General features: G+C 38.8%; 21 protein-coding genes and 1 tRNA gene. 12 read left to right on the forward strand and 10 right to left on the reverse strand.

Features of this window, described 5'->3' with window-relative positions; all coding sequences use genetic code 11:
• Positions 1-459 precede the first annotated feature (459 nt).
• From ACVIJU_RS05820 to ACVIJU_RS05835, 4 genes are all read left to right on the forward strand, one after another.
• Entirely contained in the window at positions 460-2,310 is a 1,851-nt protein-coding gene (locus tag ACVIJU_RS05820; protein ID WP_066250963.1) for a sigma-54-dependent Fis family transcriptional regulator, read from the forward strand.
• A 154-nt stretch (positions 2,311-2,464) separates the two neighbouring features.
• A complete protein-coding gene (locus ACVIJU_RS05825) occupies positions 2,465-3,457 on the forward strand; it encodes a thiamine pyrophosphate-dependent dehydrogenase E1 component subunit alpha (RefSeq protein WP_063387224.1) in 993 nt (330 codons plus the stop codon).
• A 26-nt stretch (positions 3,458-3,483) separates the two neighbouring features.
• A complete protein-coding gene (locus ACVIJU_RS05830; RefSeq protein WP_063387225.1) occupies positions 3,484-4,518 on the forward strand; it encodes an alpha-ketoacid dehydrogenase subunit beta in 1,035 nt (344 codons plus the stop codon).
• 77 nt (positions 4,519-4,595) lie between these two features.
• Complete coding sequence (locus ACVIJU_RS05835) at positions 4,596-5,813, forward strand: dihydrolipoamide acetyltransferase family protein (RefSeq protein ID WP_094244576.1); 1,218 nt, start codon at positions 4,596-4,598, stop codon at positions 5,811-5,813.
• A gap of 151 nt (positions 5,814-5,964) precedes the next feature.
• Here ACVIJU_RS05835 and ACVIJU_RS05840 read toward each other — a convergent pair whose 3' ends face one another.
• The 6 genes from ACVIJU_RS05840 to ACVIJU_RS05865 all read right to left on the reverse strand — a co-directional run bounded on the left by ACVIJU_RS05840 (position 5,965) and on the right by ACVIJU_RS05865 (position 14,942).
• The gene (locus ACVIJU_RS05840) at positions 5,965-7,407 is read right to left on the reverse strand and encodes a sigma-54-dependent transcriptional regulator (protein ID WP_063387227.1); all 1,443 of its coding nucleotides are present in this window, start codon (positions 7,405-7,407) and stop codon (positions 5,965-5,967) included.
• An 18-nt stretch (positions 7,408-7,425) separates the two neighbouring features.
• Positions 7,426-9,075 (reverse strand): GAF domain-containing sensor histidine kinase, encoded by a 1,650-nt coding sequence (locus ACVIJU_RS05845; protein WP_063387228.1) that lies wholly within the window; start codon positions 9,073-9,075, stop codon positions 7,426-7,428.
• A 2-nt stretch (positions 9,076-9,077) separates the two neighbouring features.
• On the reverse strand, positions 9,078-10,226 hold the full coding sequence (locus tag ACVIJU_RS05850) for an iron-containing alcohol dehydrogenase (RefSeq protein ID WP_063387229.1): 1,149 nt from the start codon (positions 10,224-10,226) through the stop codon (positions 9,078-9,080).
• A 258-nt stretch (positions 10,227-10,484) separates the two neighbouring features.
• Complete coding sequence (locus ACVIJU_RS05855) at positions 10,485-11,972, reverse strand: aldehyde dehydrogenase family protein (RefSeq protein ID WP_063387230.1); 1,488 nt, start codon at positions 11,970-11,972, stop codon at positions 10,485-10,487.
• 2 nt (positions 11,973-11,974) lie between these two features.
• Complete coding sequence (adhP, locus tag ACVIJU_RS05860) at positions 11,975-12,994, reverse strand: alcohol dehydrogenase AdhP (RefSeq protein ID WP_063387231.1); 1,020 nt, start codon at positions 12,992-12,994, stop codon at positions 11,975-11,977.
• A gap of 298 nt (positions 12,995-13,292) precedes the next feature.
• On the reverse strand, positions 13,293-14,942 hold the full coding sequence (locus ACVIJU_RS05865) for a ribulokinase (RefSeq protein ID WP_066250957.1): 1,650 nt from the start codon (positions 14,940-14,942) through the stop codon (positions 13,293-13,295).
• 207 nt (positions 14,943-15,149) lie between these two features.
• Here ACVIJU_RS05865 and ACVIJU_RS05870 point away from each other — a divergent pair, with 207 nt between their 5' ends.
• From ACVIJU_RS05870 to ACVIJU_RS05880, 3 genes are all read left to right on the forward strand, one after another.
• Positions 15,150-16,238, forward strand: coding sequence for an alcohol dehydrogenase catalytic domain-containing protein (locus ACVIJU_RS05870; RefSeq protein WP_456687380.1), 1,089 nt, complete (start codon positions 15,150-15,152; stop codon positions 16,236-16,238).
• A gap of 19 nt (positions 16,239-16,257) precedes the next feature.
• Positions 16,258-17,496: an MFS transporter gene (locus tag ACVIJU_RS05875; RefSeq protein WP_117016929.1), complete on the forward strand. Its 1,239-nt coding sequence runs from the start codon at positions 16,258-16,260 to the stop codon at positions 17,494-17,496.
• A gap of 90 nt (positions 17,497-17,586) precedes the next feature.
• Positions 17,587-18,351 carry a DeoR/GlpR family DNA-binding transcription regulator gene (locus ACVIJU_RS05880; RefSeq protein ID WP_063387235.1) on the forward strand — a complete coding sequence of 255 codons (765 nt, stop codon included), beginning with the start codon at positions 17,587-17,589 and terminating at the stop codon, positions 18,349-18,351.
• Between the two features lie 163 nt (positions 18,352-18,514).
• On the opposite strand, the gene ssuE is transcribed toward ACVIJU_RS05880, so the two are convergent.
• From ssuE to ACVIJU_RS05895, 3 genes are all read right to left on the reverse strand, one after another.
• Complete coding sequence (gene ssuE / locus ACVIJU_RS05885) at positions 18,515-19,054, reverse strand: NADPH-dependent FMN reductase (RefSeq protein WP_456687381.1); 540 nt, start codon at positions 19,052-19,054, stop codon at positions 18,515-18,517.
• A 279-nt stretch (positions 19,055-19,333) separates the two neighbouring features.
• On the reverse strand, positions 19,334-20,095 hold the full coding sequence (locus tag ACVIJU_RS05890; protein WP_063387237.1) for a class I SAM-dependent methyltransferase: 762 nt from the start codon (positions 20,093-20,095) through the stop codon (positions 19,334-19,336).
• A 76-nt stretch (positions 20,096-20,171) separates the two neighbouring features.
• The gene (locus ACVIJU_RS05895) at positions 20,172-20,480 is read right to left on the reverse strand and encodes a hypothetical protein (protein ID WP_063387238.1); all 309 of its coding nucleotides are present in this window, start codon (positions 20,478-20,480) and stop codon (positions 20,172-20,174) included.
• 362 nt (positions 20,481-20,842) lie between these two features.
• Between ACVIJU_RS05895 and ACVIJU_RS05900 the strand changes: the two genes are divergently transcribed.
• The 3 genes from ACVIJU_RS05900 (at position 20,843) to ACVIJU_RS05910 (ending at position 23,501) form a co-directional block, all read left to right on the forward strand.
• Positions 20,843-21,235: a VOC family protein gene (locus ACVIJU_RS05900; protein ID WP_063387239.1), complete on the forward strand. Its 393-nt coding sequence runs from the start codon at positions 20,843-20,845 to the stop codon at positions 21,233-21,235.
• Positions 21,236-21,319: 84 nt separating this feature from the next.
• A complete protein-coding gene (gene trpB, locus ACVIJU_RS05905; protein WP_063387240.1) occupies positions 21,320-22,483 on the forward strand; it encodes a tryptophan synthase subunit beta in 1,164 nt (387 codons plus the stop codon).
• 944 nt (positions 22,484-23,427) lie between these two features.
• A tRNA-Gly gene (locus tag ACVIJU_RS05910) sits at positions 23,428-23,501 on the forward strand.
• Positions 23,502-23,620: 119 nt separating this feature from the next.
• On the opposite strand, the gene ACVIJU_RS05915 is transcribed toward ACVIJU_RS05910, so the two are convergent.
• Complete coding sequence (locus ACVIJU_RS05915; protein ID WP_456687382.1) at positions 23,621-24,286, reverse strand: B3/B4 domain-containing protein; 666 nt, start codon at positions 24,284-24,286, stop codon at positions 23,621-23,623.
• An 82-nt stretch (positions 24,287-24,368) separates the two neighbouring features.
• On the opposite strand from ACVIJU_RS05915, the gene queG reads away from it, so the two are divergent.
• Positions 24,369-25,502 (forward strand): tRNA epoxyqueuosine(34) reductase QueG, encoded by a 1,134-nt coding sequence (queG, locus tag ACVIJU_RS05920; RefSeq protein WP_063387242.1) that lies wholly within the window; start codon positions 24,369-24,371, stop codon positions 25,500-25,502.
• A gap of 40 nt (positions 25,503-25,542) precedes the next feature.
• Positions 25,543-26,463, forward strand: coding sequence for an amidase domain-containing protein (locus ACVIJU_RS05925; protein WP_186439328.1), 921 nt, complete (start codon positions 25,543-25,545; stop codon positions 26,461-26,463).
• Positions 26,464-26,477 lie beyond the last annotated feature (14 nt).

Raw genomic sequence — 26,477 nt, forward strand, 5'->3', positions numbered from 1 at the left:
TTTTCTTCCTGTTACTAGAACTTAAAGGTGAAAATTGTATGTCAATATTGCTCGCTAGATAAGCCTATACGTTTTACTGCATTATTGAATGACTAACATCCTCGAAATGCAAATGTTAAGATACTTCCAGAATTTCAGTCTTTCAGTTTCATATATTTGATTATGACGAAAAACCATTTAATCAATGTTTGGTCAACACAACGTTTCATTGTTTTCACCGCATCATAATAATCTGATTTTGACAATGAAAAGTTCCATGGCTGTCGCTTGGATCGTTTTCATTTTCACGATGACCTATGAAGCGTTTATCTAAAAAACTTTTCCAGACAAGTCGCTATCTAAAATAAAAAACTGTTCAGCAGTAAAAGCTTTAATTCAACGATTAGCGTATTTCAAAAGGAATTTTGCATAAAAAGTCGAATGTTCATATTGGTGGAAAATGTGGGAAGGAGGAGAAAAATGAGTATCGTTGATCCTTTGAAACACGAAATTTGGCGCCGTTTTGTTCGGGAGGGAGTATTGGATCATGGGAGGATGAATAAAAGAATTGAAGAGTCATGGTATATTTGCCGCCGACAAAATGTCGATCCTTACGATGGAAAAGGAAGGATTGTGCTCGATTCGCAGCTGTTGACGGAAAGAAGGAAAAAGAATCAAAGATTGCTTCAAATTGCTGCTCCGATATTAGAACATTTGGAAAAAGTGTTTCAAGAAACGAAATCAATTCTTCTTCTCGCTGATAGTAACGGATACGTTTTGTATATGAACGGCCATAAACAGGCCATGAACAAGGCAGAAACAATCAATTTTATTGAGGGGGTGAAGTGGACTGAAGATGAGGTGGGGACGAACGCAATTGGAACAACATTGAGGATTCGTGAACCTATTACGGTTACTGGGTTAGAGCATTACTCTCTTGCTTCTCAGCAGTGGGTATGTTCAGCCACGCCGATCTATGACGAAAAAAAAGAACTTGTCGGAATTATCGACTTATCTTACCCCATCGACTGCTCTCAATTTTCCAACCATGCCTTAGCCACTGTTGTCGCTGCAGCGTATACGATTGAACAACAATTTCACATGAGAAAAAAGGACGATATGTTGGAGTTGCTTAAATATTCATCGAAAGTGAAAAATCCTCATTTCCCTTCAATGATATGTGATGATCAAGGGAAGATTGTATGGATCAATCATTGTTTACGTTCTTTCTTCGCGAGCATGATGGATCAACCGCTTGAAGAAATTTGTGATAAAAATTGGCGAATCAAAACGAAGACTCCTATTTTTTCTTCCATTTACCATGATTTGATTGGCTATGAAGTTACCCTGCAGAAGACGAATTATCATGAAGCTTTTCCATTTCCTACAACAATTTATCACTTTGAAGGAGTAGTTGGAAAAAGCTTATCATTTCAAAATCTTTTAAAGATCTGTGAAAAAGTTGCAAAAACGGAGTCGACTGTTTGTATCATGGGAGAAACAGGAACAGGAAAAGAACTCATTGCTCGTTCGATTCATCAAAATAGTGTGAGAAAAAATAAGCCGTTTGTTGCAGTAAATTGCGGAGCTATTCCAAAGGAATTGATCGGCAGCGAGTTATTTGGTTACGTTGACGGAGCATTTACAGGAGCCAAACGGACGGGACATAAAGGGAAATTTGTTCAGGCTGACGGCGGAACCATTTTTCTTGATGAAATCGGTGAAATACCGTCGGAAATGCAAGTAGCGCTTTTAAGAGTGCTTCAGGAAAAAGAAGTTGTACCGATTGGCGGGGAAAAGCCCGTTCCTGTTGATATAAGAGTCATAACTGCAACACATCGCAATTTATACAAATTAGTAAAGGAAGGAAAGCTGCGTGAAGATTTATTTTACCGCATTTATGTATGCACGCTTAACGTTCCGCCATTAAGAGAGCGTAAAGAAGATATCCCATTCTTTATTGAGTATTATTGTCAAAAAAATGATTGGCTCATTTCTTTTCCAGATGATGTCATACAGTTGTTTTCAGCTTATCACTGGCCCGGAAATATAAGGGAGCTGTTTAACGTGCTCGAGCGTATACGAGTGGAATATGGAGACCGTATTCCATCCATTTCCCACTTGAAATCCATGCTGATTGCTTGGGAGCAAGAACAGGAAAATTCCGAAACATTCCATAAAGGTAATTTGTCGTATCGGGATCAGCTAGAAAGAGAACGCATTCTAAATATGTTGAAGAAAACAAATGGAAATATTGGTGAGGCGGCTGCTGCGTTAAATATCTCTCGAAGTACACTGTATCGCAAATTAAAAAAATATAAATTGAGCTAATTTGCGACAAAACGATAAAAATTAGGACAAAATGAGATGAAAAAAATATTTTTTATAAAGCGCTTACAAAGAATGTTGATTTGTAAGCATTTTTTTATTGGCATGATAGTTGCAAATGAAAAAAGTGAAGCCAATCAAATAGGAGGTTATCTTTATGACGATTGCCAAATCAACATCTACTCCCATTACACAAGAAAAAGCAAAATGGATATTTCAGAAAATGCATGAAATTCGCCAGTTTGAGGACAAGGTTCATGAAATTTTCAGCAAAGGAGTGCTGCCTGGCTTTGTCCATTTATATGCTGGCGAGGAAGCGGTCGCTGTAGGAATTTGCGCGCATTTAGATGACAAAGATTATATCACAAGTACGCATCGCGGACATGGACATTGCATTGCCAAAGGCTGTGATTTGAACGGAATGATGTCTGAAATTTACGGAAAGGCAACAGGATTGTGCAACGGAAAAGGAGGATCGATGCATATTGCCGATGTTGAAAAAGGAATGCTTGGGGCCAACGGAATTGTCGGCGGGGGGTTCCCGCTAGCTGTTGGGGCAGGCCTGACAGCAAAATTGAAGAAGTCGGGAGCGGTTGCAGTTTGTTTTTTCGGAGACGGCGCGAACAATCATGGAACATTTCATGAAGGTATTAATCTTGCAGCTATATGGAAATTGCCTGTTGTTTTTGTGGCGGAAAACAACGGATATGCAGAAGCGACCCCATTTGAATATGCATCCAGCTGTAAAAACATTGCGGATCGGGCTCAAGCCTATAATATCCCGGGAGAAGTGGTCGACGGCAAAGATGTGGTAGCTGTATATGAGGCGGCAGAAAGAGCAGTTGCACGAGCTCGAAATGGAGAGGGCCCGACATTAATTGAATGTAAGACATATCGGAATTACGGACATTTTGAAGGTGACGCCCAGACTTACAAATCTGCGGAAGAAAAACAAAAGCATTTACAGGAGAATGATGCAATTGCAAAATTCCGCCATTACATTCTTTCCAATCAATTAATATCCGAACAAGAATTATTAAATATCGAACAACAGGTAACAAAAGCGGTTGAGGAGGCGGTACATTTTGCTGAAAAAAGCCCGTTTCCGTCTGCTGAGGATCTTTTAAAGGACGTTTATGTATCTTATTAAATCAAAGGAGTTAGGAGGAACGAAAAATGGCAAGAAAAATTTCTTTTTCTGGTGCGGTCAATGAAGCTATGAAGCTGGCAATGCGCAAAGATCAAAATGTTATTTTACTTGGAGAAGACGTTGCAGGAGGAGCGAATGTGGATCATTTGCAGGACGATGAAGCTTGGGGAGGAGTAATGGGGGTTACGAAAGGTCTTGTTCAAGAGTTTGGAAGAGAAAGAGTGTTGGATACGCCTATTGCGGAGGCAGGCTATATTGGTGCAGCAGTTACCGCCGCAGCAACAGGACTAAGACCGATTGCCGAATTAATGTTTAACGATTTTATCGGCAGCTGCTTAGATGAAGTTATGAACCAAGCGGCAAAACTTCGTTATATGTTCGGAGGCAAGGCGAAGGTGCCTGTAACGATACGAACAATGCACGGTGCCGGCTTTCGAGCGGCGGCACAGCATTCCCAAAGCCTGTATGCCCTTTTTACCCATATACCCGGTTTAAAAGTCGTTGTTCCTTCTACACCGGCGGATGCGAAGGGACTGTTGCTTACCTCCATCTTTGACGATGATCCCGTTATCTTTTTTGAAGATAAAACACTTTATAACCTGAAAGGAGAAGTAGAGGAAGGATTTTATACGATCCCGTTTGGAAAAGCGGATATCAAACGGGAAGGCAGCGATTTGACCATCGTAGCGATAGGGAAGCAAGTGCACACGGCCTTGAAGGCTGCCGACATATTAAAAACGAGAGGAGTCGAAACGGAGGTAATTGATCCGAGAACACTGTCCCCGCTTGATGAAGAAACGATTTTATCTTCTGTATCGAAGACAGGCCGGTTAATTGTCATTGATGAGGCAAATCCTCGCTGCAGTGCAGCTGCTGACATTTCCGCTCTTGTAGCAGATAAAGGATTTGATTATCTGGATGGACCAATTAAGCTGATTACGGCTCCGCATTGTCCGGTTCCTTTTTCGCCTGCGCTGGAGGATCTTTACTTGCCGACACCGGAAAAAGTGCTTAAGGCAGCGGCTGAAATAATTGGAGACGAAGCGATCGTGACCGCATAAAAAAAGCTGTGCGTGTTGATGAATGGAGACATCAACACGCATAGCATTTCTAGTATTCATCAAAGGAGAGATGAAACATGACAGTTGAAATTATCATGCCAAAGCTGGGAATGAGCATGGAAGAAGGAACGGTAGTAGAGTGGTTAAAGAAAAAGGGCGATCCAGTAAAAAAAGGAGAACCAGTTGTGGTGATCAGCTCTGATAAGATTGAAAAGGATATCGAAGCACCGCAAGATGGTGTGTTATTAGAGATTGCTGCCGAGCAGGATGAAACAGTGGAAGTAGGAAAAGCCATTGGCTATATCGGTCAAGAAGGGGAGGTAATCAACAACATAACGAACGATGCTGCCCAAGAAGTGGCGACAACCATTTTGAAAGAAGAAAGCTTATCTTCTCAAACAACAATTCGCGTTTCACCTGCCGCCCGAAAACTAGCACGTGAAGCCGGGATTGATTTGAGCAGTATTTCGGGTTCAGGGCCAAAAGGAAGAATTACAAGAGCGGACGTTGAAAAAGCGATTCAATCGAAAAAAGCATCCCCCCATTTAGAACCTGAACAAGAAGTAGTAATCCCGACAAATAAGCCGGCGGAAGAGCAAGAAGATATTGCAGTAAAAACTGTCACTGGCATGCGTAAAGTGATTGCATCAAGGATGTTTACAAGTCTGCATCAGACAGCACAGCTGACGATTCATATGAAAGCCGATGTGACCTCTTTATTTGAGCTGCAAGAAAAGATTAAAAGCGAACTGCAGGATGAGCAGAATTTAAAATTGACTATTACTGACTTTGTAGCTAAGGCGGTCATTCTGTCGCTGCGAAATCAAAAGCAAATGAACAGTTTGTATGAAAATGGGCAGATTCAAACGTATGATTCAGTGCATTTAGGCATTGCAGTTGCATTGGAGAACGGGCTCGTTGTGCCGGTTTTGCGCCATGCCGACAAGCTTTCCTTAAACGAAATTTCGAAAAATATCAAGGAACTAAGTAAGAAGGCAAGAGAAGGAAATTTAAGCAGCGAAGAAATGAGCGGCTCGACCTTTACGATCACCAGTTTAGGGGCTTACGGCGTTGAATTTTTCACCCCGATTTTGAATCCTCCGGAAGTGGGCATTCTCGGAGTAGGAACAGCTGCGGATACGGCAGTGTTTTCAGGAGATACCATTCAAAAGAGAAAAATTTTGCCGCTCAGCTTAACGTTTGACCATCAAGTAATTGATGGAGCTCCGGCAAGCCAATTTCTCGGGCTGGTGAAAAAATATTTAGAAAAGCCGTATCAGCTTTTATGGCTGTGAGTTTTCTGCTTTCAAGCTTGCTTGATTTTTTCACTATAAAAGTAATGTGTTAATAAAACAAGCGGATCTTTCATGATCCGCTTGTTTTAGCTTACGGGCAGCATTTAATTCTCATTCACAATAATTTTTATTTATTTAAGAAGTGCTTAATTTAAATTTTCCCTTTTTCATTAAGCAAATATCGTAGCTGCCGAGTTGTAATGTTTAGTGCTTCTGCTGTTTTTTTTCGATCTCCTGTATGTTTTTTAAGTGATTTGAGGACAAATGATCGGCCAATTTGTTTTTCTAATTCTTTAATGGAATCCAATACTTGTTCAAGGTCGATGTCATCTTGCTGTTTCCATAACGATAAAATATGTTTCGTCCAATTCGATAAATAAGCTTCTAAATCATCATGAACTGTGCTAGCTTTTGGAAATTTTGTTAGTTGGAAGCTGAAGCTGGTTTTTAATTTGTCGGGTAAATATTTTGGCGTAATTATGTCTGTCTCTCCATCTGCCAATGTTGCGGCTCTTTTGACAATGTTAAATAGCTCTCTGACATTTCCCGGCCAGTTATAGTTTTTCATTAGTTCAATGCTTTCATCTGAGAATGTAAGATGTGAAGCGTTTATCTTTTTTAGAAAATAATCCAAAAACAGCGGGAGATCTTCTATTCTGTTTCGCAGTGGGGGAATTCTTAATTTCACTACATCTAAACGATACAATAAATCTTCTCGAAACGTTTTTTCTTGGACAGCCTCGGCCAAATTTTTATTCGTGGCCGCAATGATCCGTGTATTCGTTTTACGGATCGATTCACCGCCTACTCTGAAATATTCCCCCGTCTCTAGTACTCTTAGCAGCTGTACTTGAATGGCCTGGCTTGCTTCACCAATTTCATCTAAAAACAGTGTACCGTTATTGGCTATTTCAAATATTCCTTTTTTCTGTTTAATGGCTCCAGTAAAAGCACCTTTTTCATGCCCGAATAATTCACTCTCCAATAACGTTTCGGAAACAGCTCCGCAATTTATTCGGACAAATGGTTGATCGTATCTTAAGCTCATGTTGTGAATAAAATGGGCAAGCACCTCTTTGCCTGTTCCTGTTTCTCCTTCAATTAATACATTTATGTTTTTCTTAGCAATTTTTTCCGCCAGCTTGACTAATTCATTCATCTTTTTATTGTTGCCGATAATAAATCCAATCGTATCGGCCAGTTTGTCGGTGTTTGCTGGTGAAGAAAATTTCTCGCTATTTAATAAATCTTCTAATGTTTTCTCTAATTGGCTTATATCATCGAACGGTTTTTCAATATAATCATTTGCACCATTCTTAATGGCCTCTACAGCCGTTTTCACTGTGCTGTATCCTGTCATAATGACAGCTTTACAGGAAGGATGAGCTGTTTTTAATTGCTTAAGCAAATGCAGACCATCTGTACCAGGCAGCTTGACATCAATTAGTGCTAAATCAAAGGAATGGAGCGAAATTAAGTTGGAAAAATCTTCAGCATTCAAACCTACTTTTACATCATATCCTTTTTCTTCTAAAAGATGTCGAAAAAAGTTTCCTACTTCACGTTCGTCGTCTATTACTAGTACCTTTTTCATTGCAAATCATCTCCCTTTCTATTCGTGTCTAACTGGGAGCTTTAAAATAAATTCACTGCCTTCTCCGTATTTACTGTTCACGACAATTGTACCGCCGTGTGTTTCAGCGATCCCTAAACTAACGGACAACCCTAGTCCAGTGCCTTTTCCTGGACTTTTCGTGGTAAAAAAAGGATTAAATATTTCCTGCAAATGCTGGTTTTGAATTCCGATTCCATTATCTGTTATGGACAGTGTGATCCATTTTTTGTTGTCTTCAATTATTTCTTTTGTTTCAATCTTGATGATCTTCTTCGGTATATTTTTTTCTTCCAAGGCATCCTTTGCATTAATTAACAAGTTTAAAATGATCTGTCCGATTTGCTGAATATTTCCTTTCACATGATCTATATGCTCAGCCAGTTCTTGTTGAATGATGATATTTTGTTGCTTAAACTGGTCGCTAAAAATTCCTAATACTTGTTCCACCGCTTCATTGATAGAGCATTCTTCGAACACATATTCATCTTGACGCGAAAAAGTAAGTAAATTTTGGATAATGGATTTACACCTTTTTCCACATAAATATATGTCTGATAAAAGTTTGTAGGAGCGGTCGTCCTGTTTGAATGATCTTAATAAAAGCTGAGAATTGCCAAGGATAGCTGTTAAAGGGCTGTTCAGTTCATGTGCGATTCCGGCTGCCATTTCTCCAATAGCAGCTAATTTTCCAGACTGAATTAGTTGAGCCTCCATCTTTCGTTTTTCTGTAATATCGATAATGTAGATGATATATGAATAAACCTCATGGCTCCTATTAAAGATCGGAAATGAGCGGAATTCAAAGACGTGATTTTTTAAATGAAACTCATCAATAATATTTTCTTTGACTGAGAGATATTTTTCCTGAGTAGCTTCCTTTTTATCGATTTCTAATAACTTGTGTATATTCTGTCCGATAAGATCGGTTTTAAAATATTCTTTTGCAGAATCATTCGATTTTAATATATTTCCTTCTAAATCTGTAATAAACATCATATCTGATACCGCACGAAACGTTTCTTCCCATTCTTTTTTGGCTGTTAAGACTTTATGATAAAGACGGACATTTTCGATGCAAACGGCAATTTGATCGGATAGCTGCTGAAAAAACGCAAGGTCCGATTCATCGAAATGATTGATTTTTTTGCTTCCAATGCTTAAAAGACCGATAGCCGCTTCTTTGCTTACGAGGGGAATGACTAAGGCGCTTTGAATACCTAATGATTGATACGCCTTTTTTTCAATGAAATAATGAAGATCATTATTCATTTGGTAAAAAATTTTTTGTGACGACTCAATTGCCTGCCAATATAAAGAATCTTTTTTTGGAAAAACAAATCCAATAGGAAAATATAAAGAATTGGGAGGATATACATTTGTTAGCGTCAGCTTATCATGTTCATATAAAGATAAACTGATTCGTTCAAGCGGAAAAAAAACTTTTAGCTTTTCAAATATATTTTTCAGCATTTCATCTATTGACATATCGATATTGAAGCTTCTATTTACCTCATTTATCACCTCTAGCTGCATGTTTTTCTTTTTGAGCTCTTCAACCATGATTTTCAATTCATTATAGTAGCTTTTTTTAGAAGATTGGACACCAGTCAGCTTGCTGATCATTTCTTCCCGATCTTTTAGCAACATTTCTACCAAGCCTTTCTGAAAAGTTCTTCAATAATTTCGACAGTGACATCCCTTGGATTTGTGATCATACATGCATCATTTAAAGCAGTTAAGCTCATTTGAGGAATTTCTTCTTTTTTTACATGAATTTCAGAAAGCCTTTGCGGAGCTCCAACATCTTGAATTAATTCCTTCACAAGGTCAATCGCCTTTTTGGCTGCTTCCATTTTCGATATGTCGCAATCATTTAATCCAAGGAGATACGCAATATCTGCAAATTTTTGAGGATTTGCTAAATAATTAAATTCCATGACATGAGGCAATAAAATAGAATTCACATCGCCGTGCAAAATAGGATATCTGCCACCAACTGCATGAGACATGGCATGAACAGCTCCTAAAATGGCATTGGAAAAGGCAATTCCAGCTTGTAAACTTGCCATTGCCATATTGGTTTTCGCCTCTTTATTTAATTTAGAGGCGACAGAAGGCCGTAAATATTTAGCGACAAGCGATATAGAATTTTTGGCATGAACATCAGTTAGCGGTGTTGCGGCCAAACTAATATACGATTCAATCCCATGTGTTAAAACGTCGATTCCTGTTGAAGCAGTTAAATGGGAACTTTTTGTCACGAGTGTTTCAGGGTCAATAATAGCAATATCAGGTATTAACGATTTTGAAATAATGGTCATCTTTTTCTGTTTTTCTGTATTTAAAATAATAGAAAATTGTGAAACCTCTGATCCCGAGCCGGCTGTAGTAGGGATCATGATTTGAGGCGGGAGGGGATGCTTAATTTTGTCGACGCCTTCATAATCATGAATGACTCCGCCATTTGTCGCTAACAGAGCAATAGCTTTGGCTGCATCAATAGCGCTGCCTCCGCCAATCCCGATCACCGAATCGCATCCATATTTAAGATATATATTTCGCCCTTTATCCACTTCTGTATCCTTTGGATTAACCGTAATATCAATGAATGTCTCGTATTTTAAACCGGCTTTGACGCAGCTATCAATGACTACATCCAGCCAGCCGGCCTCCGAAATACCGCGATCACTGACGATGAGCACATTGGATGCGCCCAAACGTAAACAGCAGTTGCCGACTTCAGAAATGGAACCGTTTCCGAATATTATCTCCGGCATGACAAATTTATGAATGTTCATTATGTCCCCCCTTTAACATTGACAGTTTTTCCATAAATACATAATTCCATATAAAAATAAAAAAATCCTTTTAATATGTAAAAGGTAAACAAAATATGTAAGTGGCAAGCAACAATTCATTGCTTACCACAACATACTGAAAGTAGCCGGCATCCGCCAGCTACTTTCAGACAAAAATACGAAATCAAGTAGAGAAAAACGATTTGTTTTTCTCTACTTGAATTATTTAGGGGTCTATCGAGCACTCCCCTATTTTGTTTAATTCTGGGCAATCCAGACGCTTTTCACTTCTGTATAGTTGTCTAATGCATAGGATCCCATTTCTCTTCCTATGCCGGATTCTTTATATCCGCCGAACGGACTTGCAGCATCAAAGACGTTGTAACAGTTTACCCAAACTGTTCCAGCACGGAGCTTGTTAGCAATGTAATGAGCTTTTGTAACATCGCGCGTCCAAACCCCTGCTGCTAATCCATAATTTGTATCGTTTGCACGTTCAATCAACTCGTCTATATCTTCATATGGCAAAGCAGCGATTACCGGTCCGAATATTTCTTCTTTTGAAATGGTCATAGAATCTTCAACGTTGGCAAAAATAGTCGGCTCTACAAAATACCCTTGTTCGGAAGGTTTTTGTCCTCCTGTTAAAAGTTCAGCACCTTCTTCCAGCCCTTTTTCAATATATCCAAGGACTCGGTTTTGCTGCTCGGAAGAAACAAGCGGTCCCATTTCTGTATCTGCTTTTAGTCCAAATCCTTGTTTAATAGATTTTGCATGGGATACCATATCAGCCACAACATTGTCATACTGTTTCTTCTGAATGAAGACGCGGCTGCCTGCACAACAAACTTGTCCTTGGTTGAACATGACGCCATTTAAAGCACCCGGAATTGCTTTTGAAAAATCAGCATCAGGCAAAATGATGTTCGGTGATTTACCGCCTAGTTCTAACGTAACGCGTTTAAGAGATTTCGAAGCGTTTGCCATAATTAATTTTCCGACTTCAGTTGAACCTGTGAAGGCAATTTTATCAACTTGTGGATGTTTGACTAATGCATCACCTGCTGTTTCACCAAATCCGGGAACAATATTGACAACACCGGCAGGAAAACCGGCTTCTTCAATAAGTTCAGCTAAATATAAAGCTGAAAGAGGTGTTTGTTCAGCTGGCTTTAATACAACTGTACAACCGGTTGCAAGCGCGGCGCCAAGCTTCCACATTGCCATGAGCAATGGAAAGTTCCAAGGAATAATTTGCCCTACGACGCCAACTGGTTCATGACGTGTATAGTTAAAATACGGTCCATTGACTGGAATTGTTTGTCCGACAATTTTCGTAGACCATCCAGCATAATAACGCATGTGTTCAATTGCCAACGGTACGTCGGCATTGATTGTTTCACGAATTGGTTTCCCATTATCCAATGTTTCTAGCTGAGCCAGTTCTTCTTTATTTTCCTCCATTAAATCCGCCAGTTTATACATGAGCCTGCTTCTTTCTGCTGCGCTCATTCTTGACCACGGTCCACGGTCAAACGCTTCTCTGGCTGCCTTCACAGCGCGGTCGATATCTTCAGCATCTCCTTCATAAACTGTTGCCAATCTTTCTCCCGTTGCAGGGTTAGGAGTGTCAAATGTTTTTCCTGAAGCGCTTTCAACAAAGCTGCCGTTTATATACATTTTTTTCTTACCGGATAAAAACTTTTCAACTTTTTCTTTTAATTTAGGGGCTGCAATTGAGCTCATCATCAATCCTCCTTCAATTTTAGTACGATACGACCGTTGATTTTTCCTTTTTCCATTCTTTCAAATACTTCATTTATTTCTTCTAATTCAGCGGTTTCAACAATTGGACGGACTTTTCCGCGAGCAGCAAAATCTAATGCTTCCTGCATGTCCTTTCTTGTACCGACGATGGAACCTTTAACGGAAACGCCGTTTAATACTGTATCGAAGATCGGAATAGGCAGATCAGCATTTGGCAGACCGACAACAACTAATGTGCCTCCCCGTTTCACTGACTGATAGGCCTGTTCAAATGCTTTTTTATTCACCGCTACACTAATAGCAGCATGAACACCGCCTACTTGATCATGTATCGCTTTGACAGGATCTTCTTTTAAACCGTTGATTGCAATATCTGCACCTAAATCTTTGGCTAATTTTGATTTTTCATCACTGATATCAACAGCTACCACATTAAGTCCCATCGCTTTGGCGTATTGTAATGCAATATGACCAAGTCCTCCAATACCGTAAATGGCCACCCATTCACCTGGCCGAGCACCTGATACTTTCAACGCTTTATATGTCGTTACGCCTGCACATAAAATTGGCGCTACTTCAACTGGATCTAAGTTATCAGGAATTTTCGCCACATAATCTGCGGGAGCTTTACAGTATTCCGCATATCCGCCATCAACGGAATATCCGCCATTCAATTGATGCGGGCAAAGTGTTTCTTGACCAGTTAAACAATATTCACATTCACCACATGCAGAATATAACCATGGGATGCCGACGCGATCTCCCACTTTTATTGATTTAACTCCCTTTGCGACTTCTACAACAATTCCGACTCCTTCATGCCCCGGAATTAACGGCAATTTGGGTTTAACCGGCCAGTCACCATGGGCTGCATGTAAATCCGTATGGCACACACCGCATGCTTCGATCTTAACTAAAACTTCACCTTCCTCTAGTTTTGGTCTTTCCACCTCTTTAATTTCAAGTGCTTTTTTAAATTCGTTAACTACTGCTGCTTTCACTCAAAACAACCCCTTTCATTTTTTTTTCGACTTTATATCATGCAAGAACCGTACCAAAATTGAAAGCGCTTAATTTGCGGAATATTAGAAAAATACAAAATAGATTTTTGCCGAATTTTTGGCAGACTTGAACAAAATATTGGCAGAATTGTTGCGTGAAAAGAAAAAGCAGGTTGTTCCAATGAGAAACCTGCTAAAAATATAGTGTTCAGTTTTTGCTCAAGCATGAATGATCATATTGCTTTCGGCACTGACGATATGCTTCCATGCAGATATTTTTTGGGGCGACATGTTCGGATTAAAGAGATTTTAAATCCTTCATCCAACTTTTTTTCGTAATTCCGAAATAATTGTGTAATTGCTGATATATTTGAAATAATTTTTTATATTTTTCTACATGGCTGAGAATTGGTTTGTAAGTTTTCAAAATTGGCTGTTTCATCTTTTCAACAGCCTCTTCTACGCTATCATATCCTCCATTTTCCTTGCCAGCTGCAACAGAGCCAAGAATGGCAGCGCCAACTGCAGGGGTATAATCGCTGGCTGAAACAATAATCTCTTTATTTAAAACGTCTGCATATATTTGCATGAGTAAATCATTTTTTTGGGGCAAACCACCGCAAGCAAATATTTCATTAATTTTTAATCCTGCTTGTTCATAATTTGAAATAATGATTTTTGCGCCAAATGCTGTAGCTTCCATATATGCTCTATAGATATCCTCAGGTTTGGAAGCGAGGGTCAGTCCTACAATCATTCCTGAAAGATCTGCATCTGAAAGTATAGATCGGTTTCCATTATGCCAATCTAATGCAATGAGACCAGATTGACCAGGCTCTAGGTGAGATGCCTTTTTTTCCAGTAAATCAAATACTGAAATTCCTTGTTCTTTCGCTTCTTTCATCAATGATTCCGGAACTTGTTTTGCAAACCAGCCAAATAAATCGCCTACAGCGGATTGTCCGGCTTCGTATGCATATAATCTTGGGATAATAGAATTTTTTACTACTCCCGAAATACCCGGTATATGAATTTCTTTTTTGCTCAGCATAATATGGCAAGTGGACGTCCCCATTACCATTGTCAATTGATGCGGTTTGGATGAACCGACTCCTAATACTGCGGAATGAGCATCGATAATGGCAACGGCGACAGGCAGATTTTTCGGCAATCCTAAAAGACTTGACATTTCATCAGTGAGGACCCCAGCTTTTTCACCAATATATCCAATTTTACCTTTTAACTTTGAAGAAACAATGTTTTTAAATTCAGGATGGAGCTTTTCGAAAAATTGCACGGGAAAACCGCTGTTTTCATTCCAAAAAGCTTTGAAGCCTAACGAGCAATTGCTTCTGACAACTTTCCCTGTTAACTGTGAAACAATCCAATCTCCTGCTTCCAAAAATAAGCTAGCTTTTTCATACACTTCACGATCTTTGCAAAAAACTTCATAGCATTTTGGGATAAACCATTCTGTTGAAATGTTGTAGCCGTAATTTTTTAGCCAGCTTTCTTTATGTGAAGAAGCTAATTTGAACATTTCTTCTGTTTCTTTTTTCGGTCCATGATGCTTCCATAATTTTACCCACGCATGGGGATTGTTTTGAAATTCCTTGTGAAAACATAATGGTTTTCCTTTTTCATCTACTGCGACCATAGTAGATGAGGTGAAATCAATGCCAATACCAATAATTTGTGAAGAGCTGATATTTGCATCTTTTATAGCATGAGGAATTCCTTTCATAATGACTTCTAAATAGTCGCCCGGATGCTGAAGAGCATAATCCCTGGGTAATCTCGTCCCATCGTTCGTCGGAAGCATCTCTGTAATCACTCCATGCGCATATGGAATGACACATTGTCCTTTAATAGACCCATCGTCAATGTTTACTATTAAAACTCTCCCAGATTCAGTACCGAAATCAATTCCAATAGTATATTTTTCCATACCAACCACTCCATGAAAATGCTTTCATTGTACTGATTATATTAAACTAATAAAATAAAATTTACAAGCAAAAAATTAATATAATCGAGCAAAAATAAACATATTTTTGTTCATTTATATTGACAATTTAAACAATATCGGATTATATTCATTATAAACAATCAAAAACAAGCAAGAAAGAACATAAATGAACATGGAGGATTAAGGATGACAGATGTGATTCATTCAAAGGCTTATAGGTTAATAGAGCCTGGAAAATTTAAAGAAACAATTATTGAACATAAAGTAAAGGAAGGTGAAGTAGTCGTCCAGCCTATTTTAGCCAGTATTTGTCATGCAGACTTAAGATACTATACCGGCAAAAGAAGAAAAGAAGCTCTTAACCAAAAGCTTCCGATGGCATTATTTCATGAAGGGATTGGAGAAGTAGTCATTTCAAAAGATGAGTTTATACAAGTTGGACAAAAGGTTGCAATTGTGCCAAGCATCCCTGGTTACAGATTAGAACAAAAGAAAAAAGAAGATTGTTGTGAATCCTGCAGGAGAAATGTCGCAGATAACTATTGTAAAACTGGAGTGTTTTTAGGAAGCGGATATGATGGCATTGGTCAGGAGTTTTTAGTATTGCCAAGCGAAAATGTTGTACCAATTCCAGAAAAGCTGAAAGATGAGATTGCTGTATTAGCAGAGTTATGCTCAGTTTCACTGCATGCACTGAATCATTTGAAAGAAGAAGATTTTCATAAAGGGAAAATTGCTGTGTTCGGCGATGGACCAGTAGGATATTTAACAGCCGCAATGCTATATCATTATTTTCATATTCCTAAAAGCCAGCTATTAGTGTTTGGAGCAGTGGAAGAAAAACTGAATCAGTTTGATTTTGCCACTGTACACTTAGTTAACGATTTTCCTTTTTTAGAAGCTAAAGGGGTGACAGTTGCAATTGAATGCACAGGTGGCAAGTTTAGCGAAAGCGCTATCAACCAAGCGATTGATTTATTGGAGCCTGAAGGCAAATTGATTTTAATGGGGGTGACAGAGCAGTGTGTACCAATTAATACAAGAGATGTATTAGAAAAAGGGTTGCAGCTTTACGGAAGTTCTAGAAGTTCAAGTGAAGATTTTAAAACTTTGATGCAAGCATTTCTAAATGAAGATTATCAGAAAACTCTCTCTAAGTTGATACCGGGAAAAAGCATAGCAATCCGAAACGCAGAAGATTTAAAAAAGGCAATGGATGAAGCTGCTGAACATAAAGGGTGGAAAAAAACATATTTATCTTTTTCATGGAACTAAATAAAAGGGGTGTAAAATAATGACACAAGTAACTGGAGTGAAATGGACTGAAAAATTAGGTATACCTTCTTCGATTGCATGGGGTTATTTAGGGATTTTAATTTTCATGATGGGAGATGGACTGGAAATTGGCTGGCTAAGTCCTTGGTTAATTGATCAAGGATTTACAGTTCAGCAAACTAGCCTATTGTTTTCAGCTTATGGGGTGACAGTCGCTGTTTCCTCGTGGCTGTCCGGAGTATTAGTTGAAGCGCTTGGTACAAAAAGAACGATGTGGCTAGGGGTGTTATTTTATATACTGGGGACAATTGGATTTTTGAGTTTTGGGCTGCCGAATTTTAATATTTGGTGGATGGTTCCGTTTTATGCATTAAGGGGCTTGGGATACCCGCTGTTTGCATACTCTTTCCTAGTATGGATTGCTTACCGTGCCGATCAGGAGCGTCTCGGAACAGCAGTCGGCTGGTTTTGGTTTGTATTTACAGGAGGTTTAAATGTTTTAGGGGCTTATTATTCCGTAGTTGCAATCAAATTATTTGGGCACTATACTACGTTGTGGTCATCAATCTTTTGGGTCGTATTAGGGGCGATAATCGCATTAATAATTAATAAAGACAAATTAGAACCAAATCAAGGAAGTTCTGCTAAAGAAAAATTATATGAGCTTATAAAAGGTGTCACAATTGTCAAGGAAGAGCCGAAAGTATTATTAGGCGGCATTGTTCGTGTCATTAATACTACTGCGCAGTTTGCATTTCCTGTTTTTTTGCCTACTTATCTTGCTGGACACGGAATTCCAACATCTACATGGTTGGCTATTTGGGGGACAATTTTTACAAGCAATATTTTATTTAATCTATTTTTTGGATATATAGGGGATAAAATTGGCTGGCGCAATACCATCATGTATTTTGGCGGTATTGGCTGCGGAGTTACTACTTTAGCTATATATTATTTTCCAGAGTGGTTTAATGGTAATATTTGGATCGTTGGCTTAGTAGCCATTTTATGGGGCGGATTGTTAGCGGGATATGTTCCGTTGTCTGCTTTAGTACCTTCGTTGGTGAAAGAGGACAAAGGAGCTGCAATGTCTGTTCTAAATTTAGGCGCTGGCTTGCCTGTTTTTGTTGGTCCTGCTATCGTTGGCCTGTTAATTGGTTCAATAGGAAATGTAGGAGTTATTTGGGTGCTGGCAATACTTTATTTTGTAAGCGCTATATTAACCAAATTTATTACATTGCCTGAAGAAACGAAATAACAAGATCTGAAAAAACATAGTCGATTGAATTCCTAATGAAAAGAGAATAATATAAGAATAGAAAAATTTAAATTGTTAGGAAGTTCGACTATGTTAGCTCTTGAAAGGCAAAAAAAAATAGTAGAATACGTAAAGGAAAAGAAAATTGCTACTGTGGCTGAATTGGCTGTATATTTTAATGTCCATGAGGCAACGATTCGAAGAGATTTGTCGCTATTAGAATCAGAGGGGAAATTGAGAAGGACCCATGGCGGCGTTGTCATTGAGGAAGATAAAGTAAAATCGGAGCCGTCTTTTCAGGATCGGGAAACCGTTCAGTTCGAGGAAAAACGAAGAATTGGCATGCGTGCTGCACAGTTTATACAAGATGGCGAAAATATTATACTAGACTCAGGAACAACGACCGTTCATATTGCTGAAGCGATATTAGATAGAAAAAACATAACAGTAATTACAAACGATATAAATGTTGCGGCAAAGTTGCGTTTTTCAAATGGGATTAAAGTTATTGTAACAGGTGGCACGCTATATCCGGAAAGCTATATGTTAAATGGACTCATTGCTGATGAAGTGTTAGGTAATCTTCATGTGGACAAAGCATTCATCGGAACGCCAGCCCTTCATCACAAATTTGGTCTTACTCATTTTGATGAACAGATTGCTGCAACGAAGCGTTCTATGATAAAAGCTGCGAAGAGTGTCTATGTTGTAACGGATCATACGAAAGTAGGAAGGATTGCATTGCATACTGTTGCCAGTCCAAATCAAATTGATGCAGTTATTATAGGCTCTGAATTAAGTGAGATTGAAATCAAAAAATGGGAAAATAGTGGCGTTAATCTTCATCTTGTATAAAGAAAAATTCAATATTTTACTCAAAATGCTTTCATTTTTTATTAACAATAATAATGAAAAAAGCAGATTGCACCGTACGGGCAGTCTGCTTTTAATTTACTAGCGGCAATTTTGCGAAATCAAGTACGAACAAAAAAACCTCTGAGTTTTGATTAGGAGCTGATCATGCTTTTTGTCCATTTAAAGCATTCGCAAATTCCTCTACTGCTGCGTCCAATCTTTGCACCAGCTCTTCAGACAAGCTGTATTGTTCATTTTCTTCTCTGGTTACCCAGGCATCAACGGCATAAACGCCTCCTAGAATATATCTGCCTCCCATTGTGGATAACACTGGTTTTAGCGCATAATCTATAGATAGAAGGTGAGCCAATGTGCCACCGATAAACAACGGAAGTATTGTTTTGCCCAAAAGCCCTTTTTGCGGAAGTAGGTCAAGGTATGTTTTCAATACGCCTGTATAAGCTGCTTTATACACTGGGCTTGCGATGATAATTCCGTCAGCTTGTTCCACTTTTTGGTTGGCGTTCAGAATCGCCTCGCTGTCAAATTTTGCTTTGATTAAATCTTCCGCAGGCAGCTGTGCTACTTGAATGTAATCAATCTCAATTCCTTTTTGCTGCAATTGCTGTTCAGCATATTGGATTAATCCATTTAATCTTGATGATGTAAACGGACTTCCATTGATAATTACAACTTTGCTCATTTACTACTATGCTCCTTTCTACGATTCTAAAAAAACATATAAATCTTATTGAAATAGTTCGCTTTATGCTATCATCATTTTTATATTCTGTCAATATATGGAGGCTCTTAGCTGTTATTCTAATAGCCTTTAATTTGAGCATAAATCAAGAGAAAATAAGAAGCAACTTTAAGCTCTTGGAGATTTAGCTTTTTCCAAAATTTTTTTGAGAAAATTACATATTGTTCACTTTCTTTTAGATTCAACAATTCGCGAAGATATGAGACGCCTCTTTACGTGTTATTCTTTAATCCCGATGACGCGAATTCGCTTATAATCGGCAAACCAGATGCCATTTTTATATATGACGTTTTTCAAGTTGTTTTCCACGTTTGTGAAGATAAGATTTTTTGTTTCGTTTGTCAAACTGTTAAACAGGCTGCCAGCGAACATTTCTATCCAATTTTTTACCCCATTCTCCCCATGTAATGGCGTTGGACGGTCAAAATGCTGGGCGAACACGACACGGAACCCCACTTCTTCCATCAACGATGAATATTCACCAATGCTTGGGAAATACCAAGGAAATTGGTCTGCTAATTCCTCCATGCCCAATTTATTCAATTCATTTCGGATGGCATCGGTAATTATTTTGACATTGCCTTTGCCGCCGAATTCCGCTACAAAACGGCCGTTCTCCTTTAAGGCCTGGTATATATTGATTAACGCCTGTTTTGGCGGCTTGATCCAGTGAAGAACTGCATTGGAGAAAACGGCATCAAACTCGTTGCGGTATCCAAGATTTAGAACATCCTTCACCTCAAAGCTTAAACCGGGGTATTTTGCTTTAGCCTGATTAATCATATTTTCTGATTTATCAATTCCGACGACGTCAACTCCTAATTCGTAAAGCTTCCAGGCTAAATCTCCCGTACCGCAGCCGAGGTCAAGAATACGTTCACCTTTTTTTGGCTCCAACAGATCAAGCAAATGCTCTCCAAATTTGGAAACAAATGAATGTTTTGCATCATACAAAGCTGCATTCCAACTGTCTTTTTTCATGTGATAGGATCCCTTCTTTCATTTGTAGTAAAAATATGGGGGAATTTTGCAAAATGCATTTCAATGGAACATTCGCTTATTTTTGGCCATTTCTAAACGGTTCCAGTACTTCATCCACCCATTGACGAAATTTTTCATACGCTTCCTCATTTGTTTGAACATTTTCTATAAATCCACCTTTAAATTTATCATAATAATGCTCTTTATTTACAAATAATTGTTGAAATTCTTCCTCTTTTAAATCATCAAAAAATAAATCCATTGTGCCATCAGTTCTTTCCCAGGCAATTCCTTCGATGAAAGGGGAAAATTCATCTTTAAAGTTGTCTACATGTAAATGATTCCCGGTGTAATTTTTCGAATGAAAGTAGTCATTCTTCTTCATGAGTGTGTCCTCCAAATTGATTTTTACATAATTTGAATTTTTTGCTAAGTATCTCGTTAAGAAAGATTACACAATATAACAAGATGTTTCTTGTTTACCAATTTGAAGAGCAATTTCGGAGCAGGTAACCTGCATCACGCTGCGCTTTTTAACTCCATTTTATATTTTAGAATATTTCAATTGTTTCTAGTAATGCTCTATTTCAAAAAAGATTGTAGCTTGGCCCTAGGAAAATGCGATGTTGAATCATTACACAGAAACAGGAGGCACTCCTCTTCTTAAAAACAAGGTGTCATTCCCTTATGGTAAAATGGACGAGAAGAATGTTTATCCCTACAATCTGGCAAAGGCGGGTAAAAAAGATGAAAAAAATAATCCCTCATATTTATTTGCATAACTGTAAGGAAGCGTTGCAATATTATCAGCAAGTATTTGGAGGAGAACTTAAAAATGTAGAGACATCCGATGGAAAAGAAATGTTTAAAGGCCACGAAGGAAAATATATTCATGCCGAGCTGCATATTAACGAATCATGTGTACTTTATTTTGCCGATGTTTTCTCACCGGTGACGAAGGGGAACAATATATGGCTGACATTGGATTTGGAATCAGAAGATGAAATAAATTCAATTTTTACAACATTAGCGAAAGACGGACAGGTCAAAATGGAATTGCAAGATACTTTTTGGAATTCAAAATATGGTGTGGTAATCGATAAATTCGGTGTAGTTTGGGAGCTAAACTATGCAAAATAATAAGCGGCAGAAATTCTAAAAATAAGTGTTTGATTTGAACATGTTTTGCTATAATTGAATAAAAGTTTAGAGGAGATGAGTAAGATGAGTCAGCAAACAGTTGAGAAGGGTTATTTTGGCCAATTTGGAGGAAGCTTTGTTCCAAAGGATTTGCAAAGAGCATTGGACATACTGGAAGAGAATTTCGAAAAATTTAAAAACGATTCAACGTTTAATGAAGAATTGGCATATTATTTAAGAGAATATGTCGGTAGAGAAAATCCGCTGACATATGCGAAAAATTTCACAGAAGCGCTCGGGGGCGCGAAAGTTTATTTAAAACGTGAAGATTTAAATCATACCGGAGCACATAAAATCAATAATGCAATTGGACAGATCTTGCTTGCCAAACGGATGGGGGCTACTAGAATCATTGCAGAAACGGGTGCTGGACAGCACGGTGTTGCAACAGCAACCGCGTGTGCGATGTTTGGAATGGAATGCACCATCTATATGGGCAAGCTCGATACAGAGCGGCAGGCATTAAATGTGTTTCGGATGGAGCTGCTTGGTGCAAAGGTAGTACCGGTTGAAAAAGGACAAGGACGTTTGAAGGATGCGGTGGATGCAGCTTTAGCTGATTATGTGGAAAATTACCAAAACACGTTTTACTTGCTTGGATCTGCTGTCGGTCCGCATCCGTATCCAACAATTGTCAAGCATTTTCAATCGGTTATTAGTGAAGAGTCGAAAAAGCAGATTCTTGAAAAAGAAGGGAAGCTTCCAACAGCAGTGATTGCTTGTGCAGGAGGAGGAAGCAATGCAATCGGAGCTTTTGCGCATTATCTGGACGAACCAAACGTAAGATTAATAGGAGTGGAGCCGGAAGAGGCACCAACGCTTACGAAAGGTGTTCCAGCTGTTATTCACGGATTTAAATGCTTAACTTTGCTTGACGAAAATAATGATCCAATGCCGACTTACTCTATTGCAGCAGGGCTTGATTATCCTGGAATTGGTCCAGAGCACAGCTATTTGAAGGAAACCGGACGGGCAGAATATGTTACGGTGTCTGGAAAAGAGGCTTTGGAAGCTTTTCAGCAATTATCTAAGCTAGAAGGAATCATCCCTGCTCTTGAAAGTTCACATGCTGTAGCATATGCGATGAAACTTGCCCCGCAGCTAAGCAAGGAGGATATTGTGATCGTTAATCTCTCCGGCAGGGGGGATAAGGATGTCGAGCAAGTGTTTGAAATGTTGAAAAAATAAGGTGAAAATCGGCGTTTTTGAACGTCGATTTTTTACTTTCTTTTAACGATTCATCAGCTAATTTTTAGAAGAGCAAGTTGTTTATAGTAATATAAAAAAGGCAGATTTTTGATCCACCGGATAAATGTATATTTATCTTTGAAAAAATTCTTGACAGCTCTGAAATGGGCAAGGTATGGGAGCTGTAGTCACGAAAGTGCTATAGAAAGTTAAAAGATATGGGATAAGTGCGTTCATCACATTTTTTCAATGAATCAAAATGGTGTAGCTTTTGAAGTATAGTTATCATTTGGTCTTAACTTTACTCTGATTTTATAGGAATCTTCTCAGCTCTTAGTATTTTATGTTGGTTGAAAAATTTAGTTTGCGAAGGAATGACTGAGGGGGTCAATCTAACTGTTATCTAAGCTTGCCATGTTTTCGGAGTTTACATTTAAACGCCGGACATTTACCACCAGCTTTGTAAATATATGAACAAAATAAGAAAAACTTGTTGATTTAATGCTTTTTTCAGTGGTATAGGGTATTAAATGGACAACTTGGTATCTATTTTGTTCACAATTTCGACAAAAACATAAAAAAATGTCGTTTTTTTTACATTTTTCCGTTGCACCGTCATTTTCGCTTTGCTATAATAAAACCCGTCATTGCATTACGGCTACCACGAGCGATGCTTCGATGAATAAGCATCGAGTTGCCTCGACGCATCTACTTCCTCGAATAAGCTGGAAGAGGAAGAGGCATGACAAGTGCGTGTTTTTCATCTTAATAGAAAAGAGATAATGTATGCGGGTGTAGTTTAGTGGTAAAACCTCAGCCACGAGCGATGCTTCAATGAATAAGCATCGAGTTGCCTCGACGCATCTACTTCCTCGAATAAGCTGGAAGAGGAAGAGGCATGGCAAGTGCGTGTTTTTCGTCTTGATAGAAAAGAAATAATGTATGCGGGTGTAGTTTAGTGGTAAAACCTCAGCCTTCCAAGCTGATGTCGTGGGTTCGATTCCCATCACCCGCTCCATACATATCATTCATCAACGCAGTGTTTCGTTTTTATAAGCAAACGAAGCATTGCGTTTTTTCATTATAGAAATTTTGTATATGGCTGCCATGCCATTAAAAGAAAGAAAAGGGAGAGGCTTAAGCGAAAATTTGTTGGCGAGCATCTCCACCGTGAATTTGAACAAACATGTTTGCCATCGCTTCAAGTAATTTTTTTGCTTCTTCTGTCCGCATCGATGGCTTTAAATAAACGATATGTAAAGCGCTTGTTGTTGAAAGCTGTACTGCTGTTCGCTTGGAATCAACATAGGGGCTTCCGAAAGGTCCGTTTGCATCACAGGTTACTAGTTTATTTTCCAAATTTACTTGGCGGCCGTTGATGGCATCATATGAATCACCATTTTCACCGATTTGTAACGTAATAGGTCCTTTTATTTTGTTTCGGTCGTAGATGCCTAACGGAATTTCATATTTCAAGGAGAAAAAATTATTTAAGTCAACGGCTGAATGGATAGACTGTAAGTATTGCTGTTTTTGAACGCGGCGAAAAAGAGCCTCATTGGATGGACGGTATCGATTAGGATCAGTGCCAACACGCTTAAAGATTTCCCGCCATTCTCGAATGCCGTCTAATTCAGCTGCATTTTTATTTTCTAGATCGAAAAAAATAGATTCTTGAAAGAAACGAAGTCTCCCTTTTAACATTTGGGGGGATTCGGATACTTGAATATGATCATACTCAATTAAGCCTATTTTAAAGTGAGGAATTCGTTGTTTGACCTCTTCAGCAATAAAAAATTCCATTGATTTCCCTCCTATTTTCAGCCATTTTATCTTAACATAGTTTATATATTTTTTGAAATAAAAACAAAGGGGGTGGAGCGGTGTGGATTTCGCAGTTCTCAAACAAGAAATTATTGAATACAGCAAGCAAATTGGAATCGATAAAATCGGTTTTGCGAGTGCTGATGTTTTTGAAACATTGAAGGAGCGGCTAATTGTACAGCAGCAGTTAGGATATCAGTCAGGATTCGAGGAGCCTGATATCGAAAAGCGGACAAATCCTGAGCTGCTCCTTCCAAAAGCAAAATCGATTATCTCTATAGCGTTGGCATATCCTTCAAAAATGAAAAATGCTCCCAGAAGTACAAAAAAAGAGCGGCGCGGTTTATTTTGCAGGGCTTCATGGGGGACAGACTATCACGTGATTCTAAAAGATCGGTTGAAAAAGCTGGAAAGATTTATTTTAGAAAAAGTGGACGGAGCACAGGTTAAATCGATGGTCGATACGGGGGAGCTGTCGGATCGGGCCGTAGCAGAGCGAGCCGGTATCGGATGGAGCGGAAAAAACTGCATGATTATTACACCGGAATTCGGCTCTTATGTATATTTGGGCGAAATGATTACAAATATTCCTTTTCCTCCCGACAGCCCCATTGAAGACCGATGCGGATCCTGCAACATATGTGTCGATTCATGTCCGACTGGTGCGCTCGTACAAGGCGGGCAGCTCGATTCAAAGAAATGTATTGCTTTTTTAACGCAAACAAAAGGGTTTCTGCCTGATGAATATCGTGGGAAAATCGGAAACAGGCTTTACGGCTGTGACACTTGTCAGCTTGTTTGTCCGGAAAATAAAGGAAAGGATTTCCATATCCATTCTGAAATGGAACCGGATCCTGAAATTGCAAAGCCAAAATTAAAGCCGCTTCTTCATATTTCAAACCGCGAGTTTAAAGAAAAATTCGGCCATATAGCTGGTTCATGGAGAGGAAAAAAACCGATTCAGCGAAATGCGATCATCGCTTTAGCCCATTATAAAGATAGAACGGCTTTGCCTGACTTAATTAAACTGATGCACGAAGATTCAAGACCGATTATTCGGGGAACCGCCGCATGGGCGATTGGAAGGATAGGAGATCAATCAGTGCTTTTTGAATTGGAAAAAGCTCTGGAAAAAGAACAAGATGAAGAAGTAAAGAATGAAATTGTCAAAGGAATTGAAATGTTGAAAGCATGATTTTAATTGTCACCATCATACGTATATAGAAGAAACGAAAATGGTGGTGACAAATGTGGACGTACAGGCTGTTTATCGAAAAATAAATGAAAAGCTGCAATTTTTAGTGAACAAATCTGTCAATCACAATCGGCAGCAATCTTCAGAGCTTGAATGGTGTGAAAAGAAAAAAGAGCTGGCAGCAAAACGAAAAGCGGAAATAGTGAAAGCGACTTGTCTCATAAAATGGCCGAAACAGATCGAAGATGAGGCAACCGTTGTAGATTATTTATGTGATTACAGGCTTCTTTATAAGCAGGGTGATTTTTTATATATAGAAGAAATTGGGGAAGAGCGGGTAGCGAAGTTTTCCAATAAAGGTCATTTAATATCTGATGAAGTTAAACTAAAAGACTGTTTTCATAAAGATGAAGAGGATGATTGGTCAAACGAAGAGTGGCATGGAAAAGATGAACGGGTTTCTTTTCAATATGATCGGTTGAAAAGCGTCCAATATGCGGAACGGTGGTGGAACAGCAGAAATCCGAATTATCCTTATTTTGACGTAAATTGTACAAATTATGTTTCCCAATGTTTACGTGCCGGTGATGCGCCGATGAGAGGCTACCCGAACCGGTCATCAGGATGGTGGCTTGCGAATAATAATTGGAGCTACAGCTGGTCTGTAGCTCATGCGCTGATGCTGTATTTGTCCACATCAAAAACAGGACTTAGAGCGGAAGAAGTTTCGTCTCCTGAGCTGCTTAAGCCCGGGGATGTGATTTGTTATGATTTTCAAGGCGACGGCAGATTTGACCATTCAACATTTGTTGTTGCAAAAGATAAAAGCGATATGCCGCTTGTCAATGCCCAAACATCCAACAGCCGAATGAGATATTGGTCGTACGAAGACTCAACTGCCTATACAGAAAACATTCAATATAAATTTTTTCATATCATTGATGATAATGAGGATTCTTAAAAATGTTATAATAG

This window comes from Aeribacillus sp. SP014 (genome assembly GCF_054055575.1).

Coding starts and splice junctions, on each gene's coding strand:
- ACVIJU_RS05820 (WP_066250963.1), top strand. CDS start 460: ATGAGTATCGTTGATCCTTTGAAACACGAAATTTGGCGCCGTTTTGTT.
- ACVIJU_RS05825 (WP_063387224.1), top strand. CDS start 2,465: ATGACGATTGCCAAATCAACATCTACTCCCATTACACAAGAAAAAGCA.
- ACVIJU_RS05830 (WP_063387225.1), top strand. CDS start 3,484: ATGGCAAGAAAAATTTCTTTTTCTGGTGCGGTCAATGAAGCTATGAAG.
- ACVIJU_RS05835 (WP_094244576.1), top strand. CDS start 4,596: ATGACAGTTGAAATTATCATGCCAAAGCTGGGAATGAGCATGGAAGAA.
- ACVIJU_RS05840 (WP_063387227.1), bottom strand. CDS start 7,407: ATGAAAAAGGTACTAGTAATAGACGACGAACGTGAAGTAGGAAACTTT.
- ACVIJU_RS05845 (WP_063387228.1), bottom strand. CDS start 9,075: ATGTTGCTAAAAGATCGGGAAGAAATGATCAGCAAGCTGACTGGTGTC.
- ACVIJU_RS05850 (WP_063387229.1), bottom strand. CDS start 10,226: ATGAACATTCATAAATTTGTCATGCCGGAGATAATATTCGGAAACGGT.
- ACVIJU_RS05855 (WP_063387230.1), bottom strand. CDS start 11,972: ATGAGCTCAATTGCAGCCCCTAAATTAAAAGAAAAAGTTGAAAAGTTT.
- ACVIJU_RS05865 (WP_066250957.1), bottom strand. CDS start 14,942: ATGGAAAAATATACTATTGGAATTGATTTCGGTACTGAATCTGGGAGA.
- ACVIJU_RS05870 (WP_456687380.1), top strand. CDS start 15,150: ATGACAGATGTGATTCATTCAAAGGCTTATAGGTTAATAGAGCCTGGA.
- ACVIJU_RS05875 (WP_117016929.1), top strand. CDS start 16,258: ATGACACAAGTAACTGGAGTGAAATGGACTGAAAAATTAGGTATACCT.
- ACVIJU_RS05880 (WP_063387235.1), top strand. CDS start 17,587: ATGTTAGCTCTTGAAAGGCAAAAAAAAATAGTAGAATACGTAAAGGAA.
- ssuE (WP_456687381.1), bottom strand. CDS start 19,054: ATGAGCAAAGTTGTAATTATCAATGGAAGTCCGTTTACATCATCAAGA.
- ACVIJU_RS05890 (WP_063387237.1), bottom strand. CDS start 20,095: ATGAAAAAAGACAGTTGGAATGCAGCTTTGTATGATGCAAAACATTCA.
- ACVIJU_RS05895 (WP_063387238.1), bottom strand. CDS start 20,480: ATGAAGAAGAATGACTACTTTCATTCGAAAAATTACACCGGGAATCAT.
- ACVIJU_RS05900 (WP_063387239.1), top strand. CDS start 20,843: ATGAAAAAAATAATCCCTCATATTTATTTGCATAACTGTAAGGAAGCG.
- trpB (WP_063387240.1), top strand. CDS start 21,320: ATGAGTCAGCAAACAGTTGAGAAGGGTTATTTTGGCCAATTTGGAGGA.
- ACVIJU_RS05915 (WP_456687382.1), bottom strand. CDS start 24,286: ATGGAATTTTTTATTGCTGAAGAGGTCAAACAACGAATTCCTCACTTT.
- ACVIJU_RS05925 (WP_186439328.1), top strand. CDS start 25,543: ATGGTGGTGACAAATGTGGACGTACAGGCTGTTTATCGAAAAATAAAT.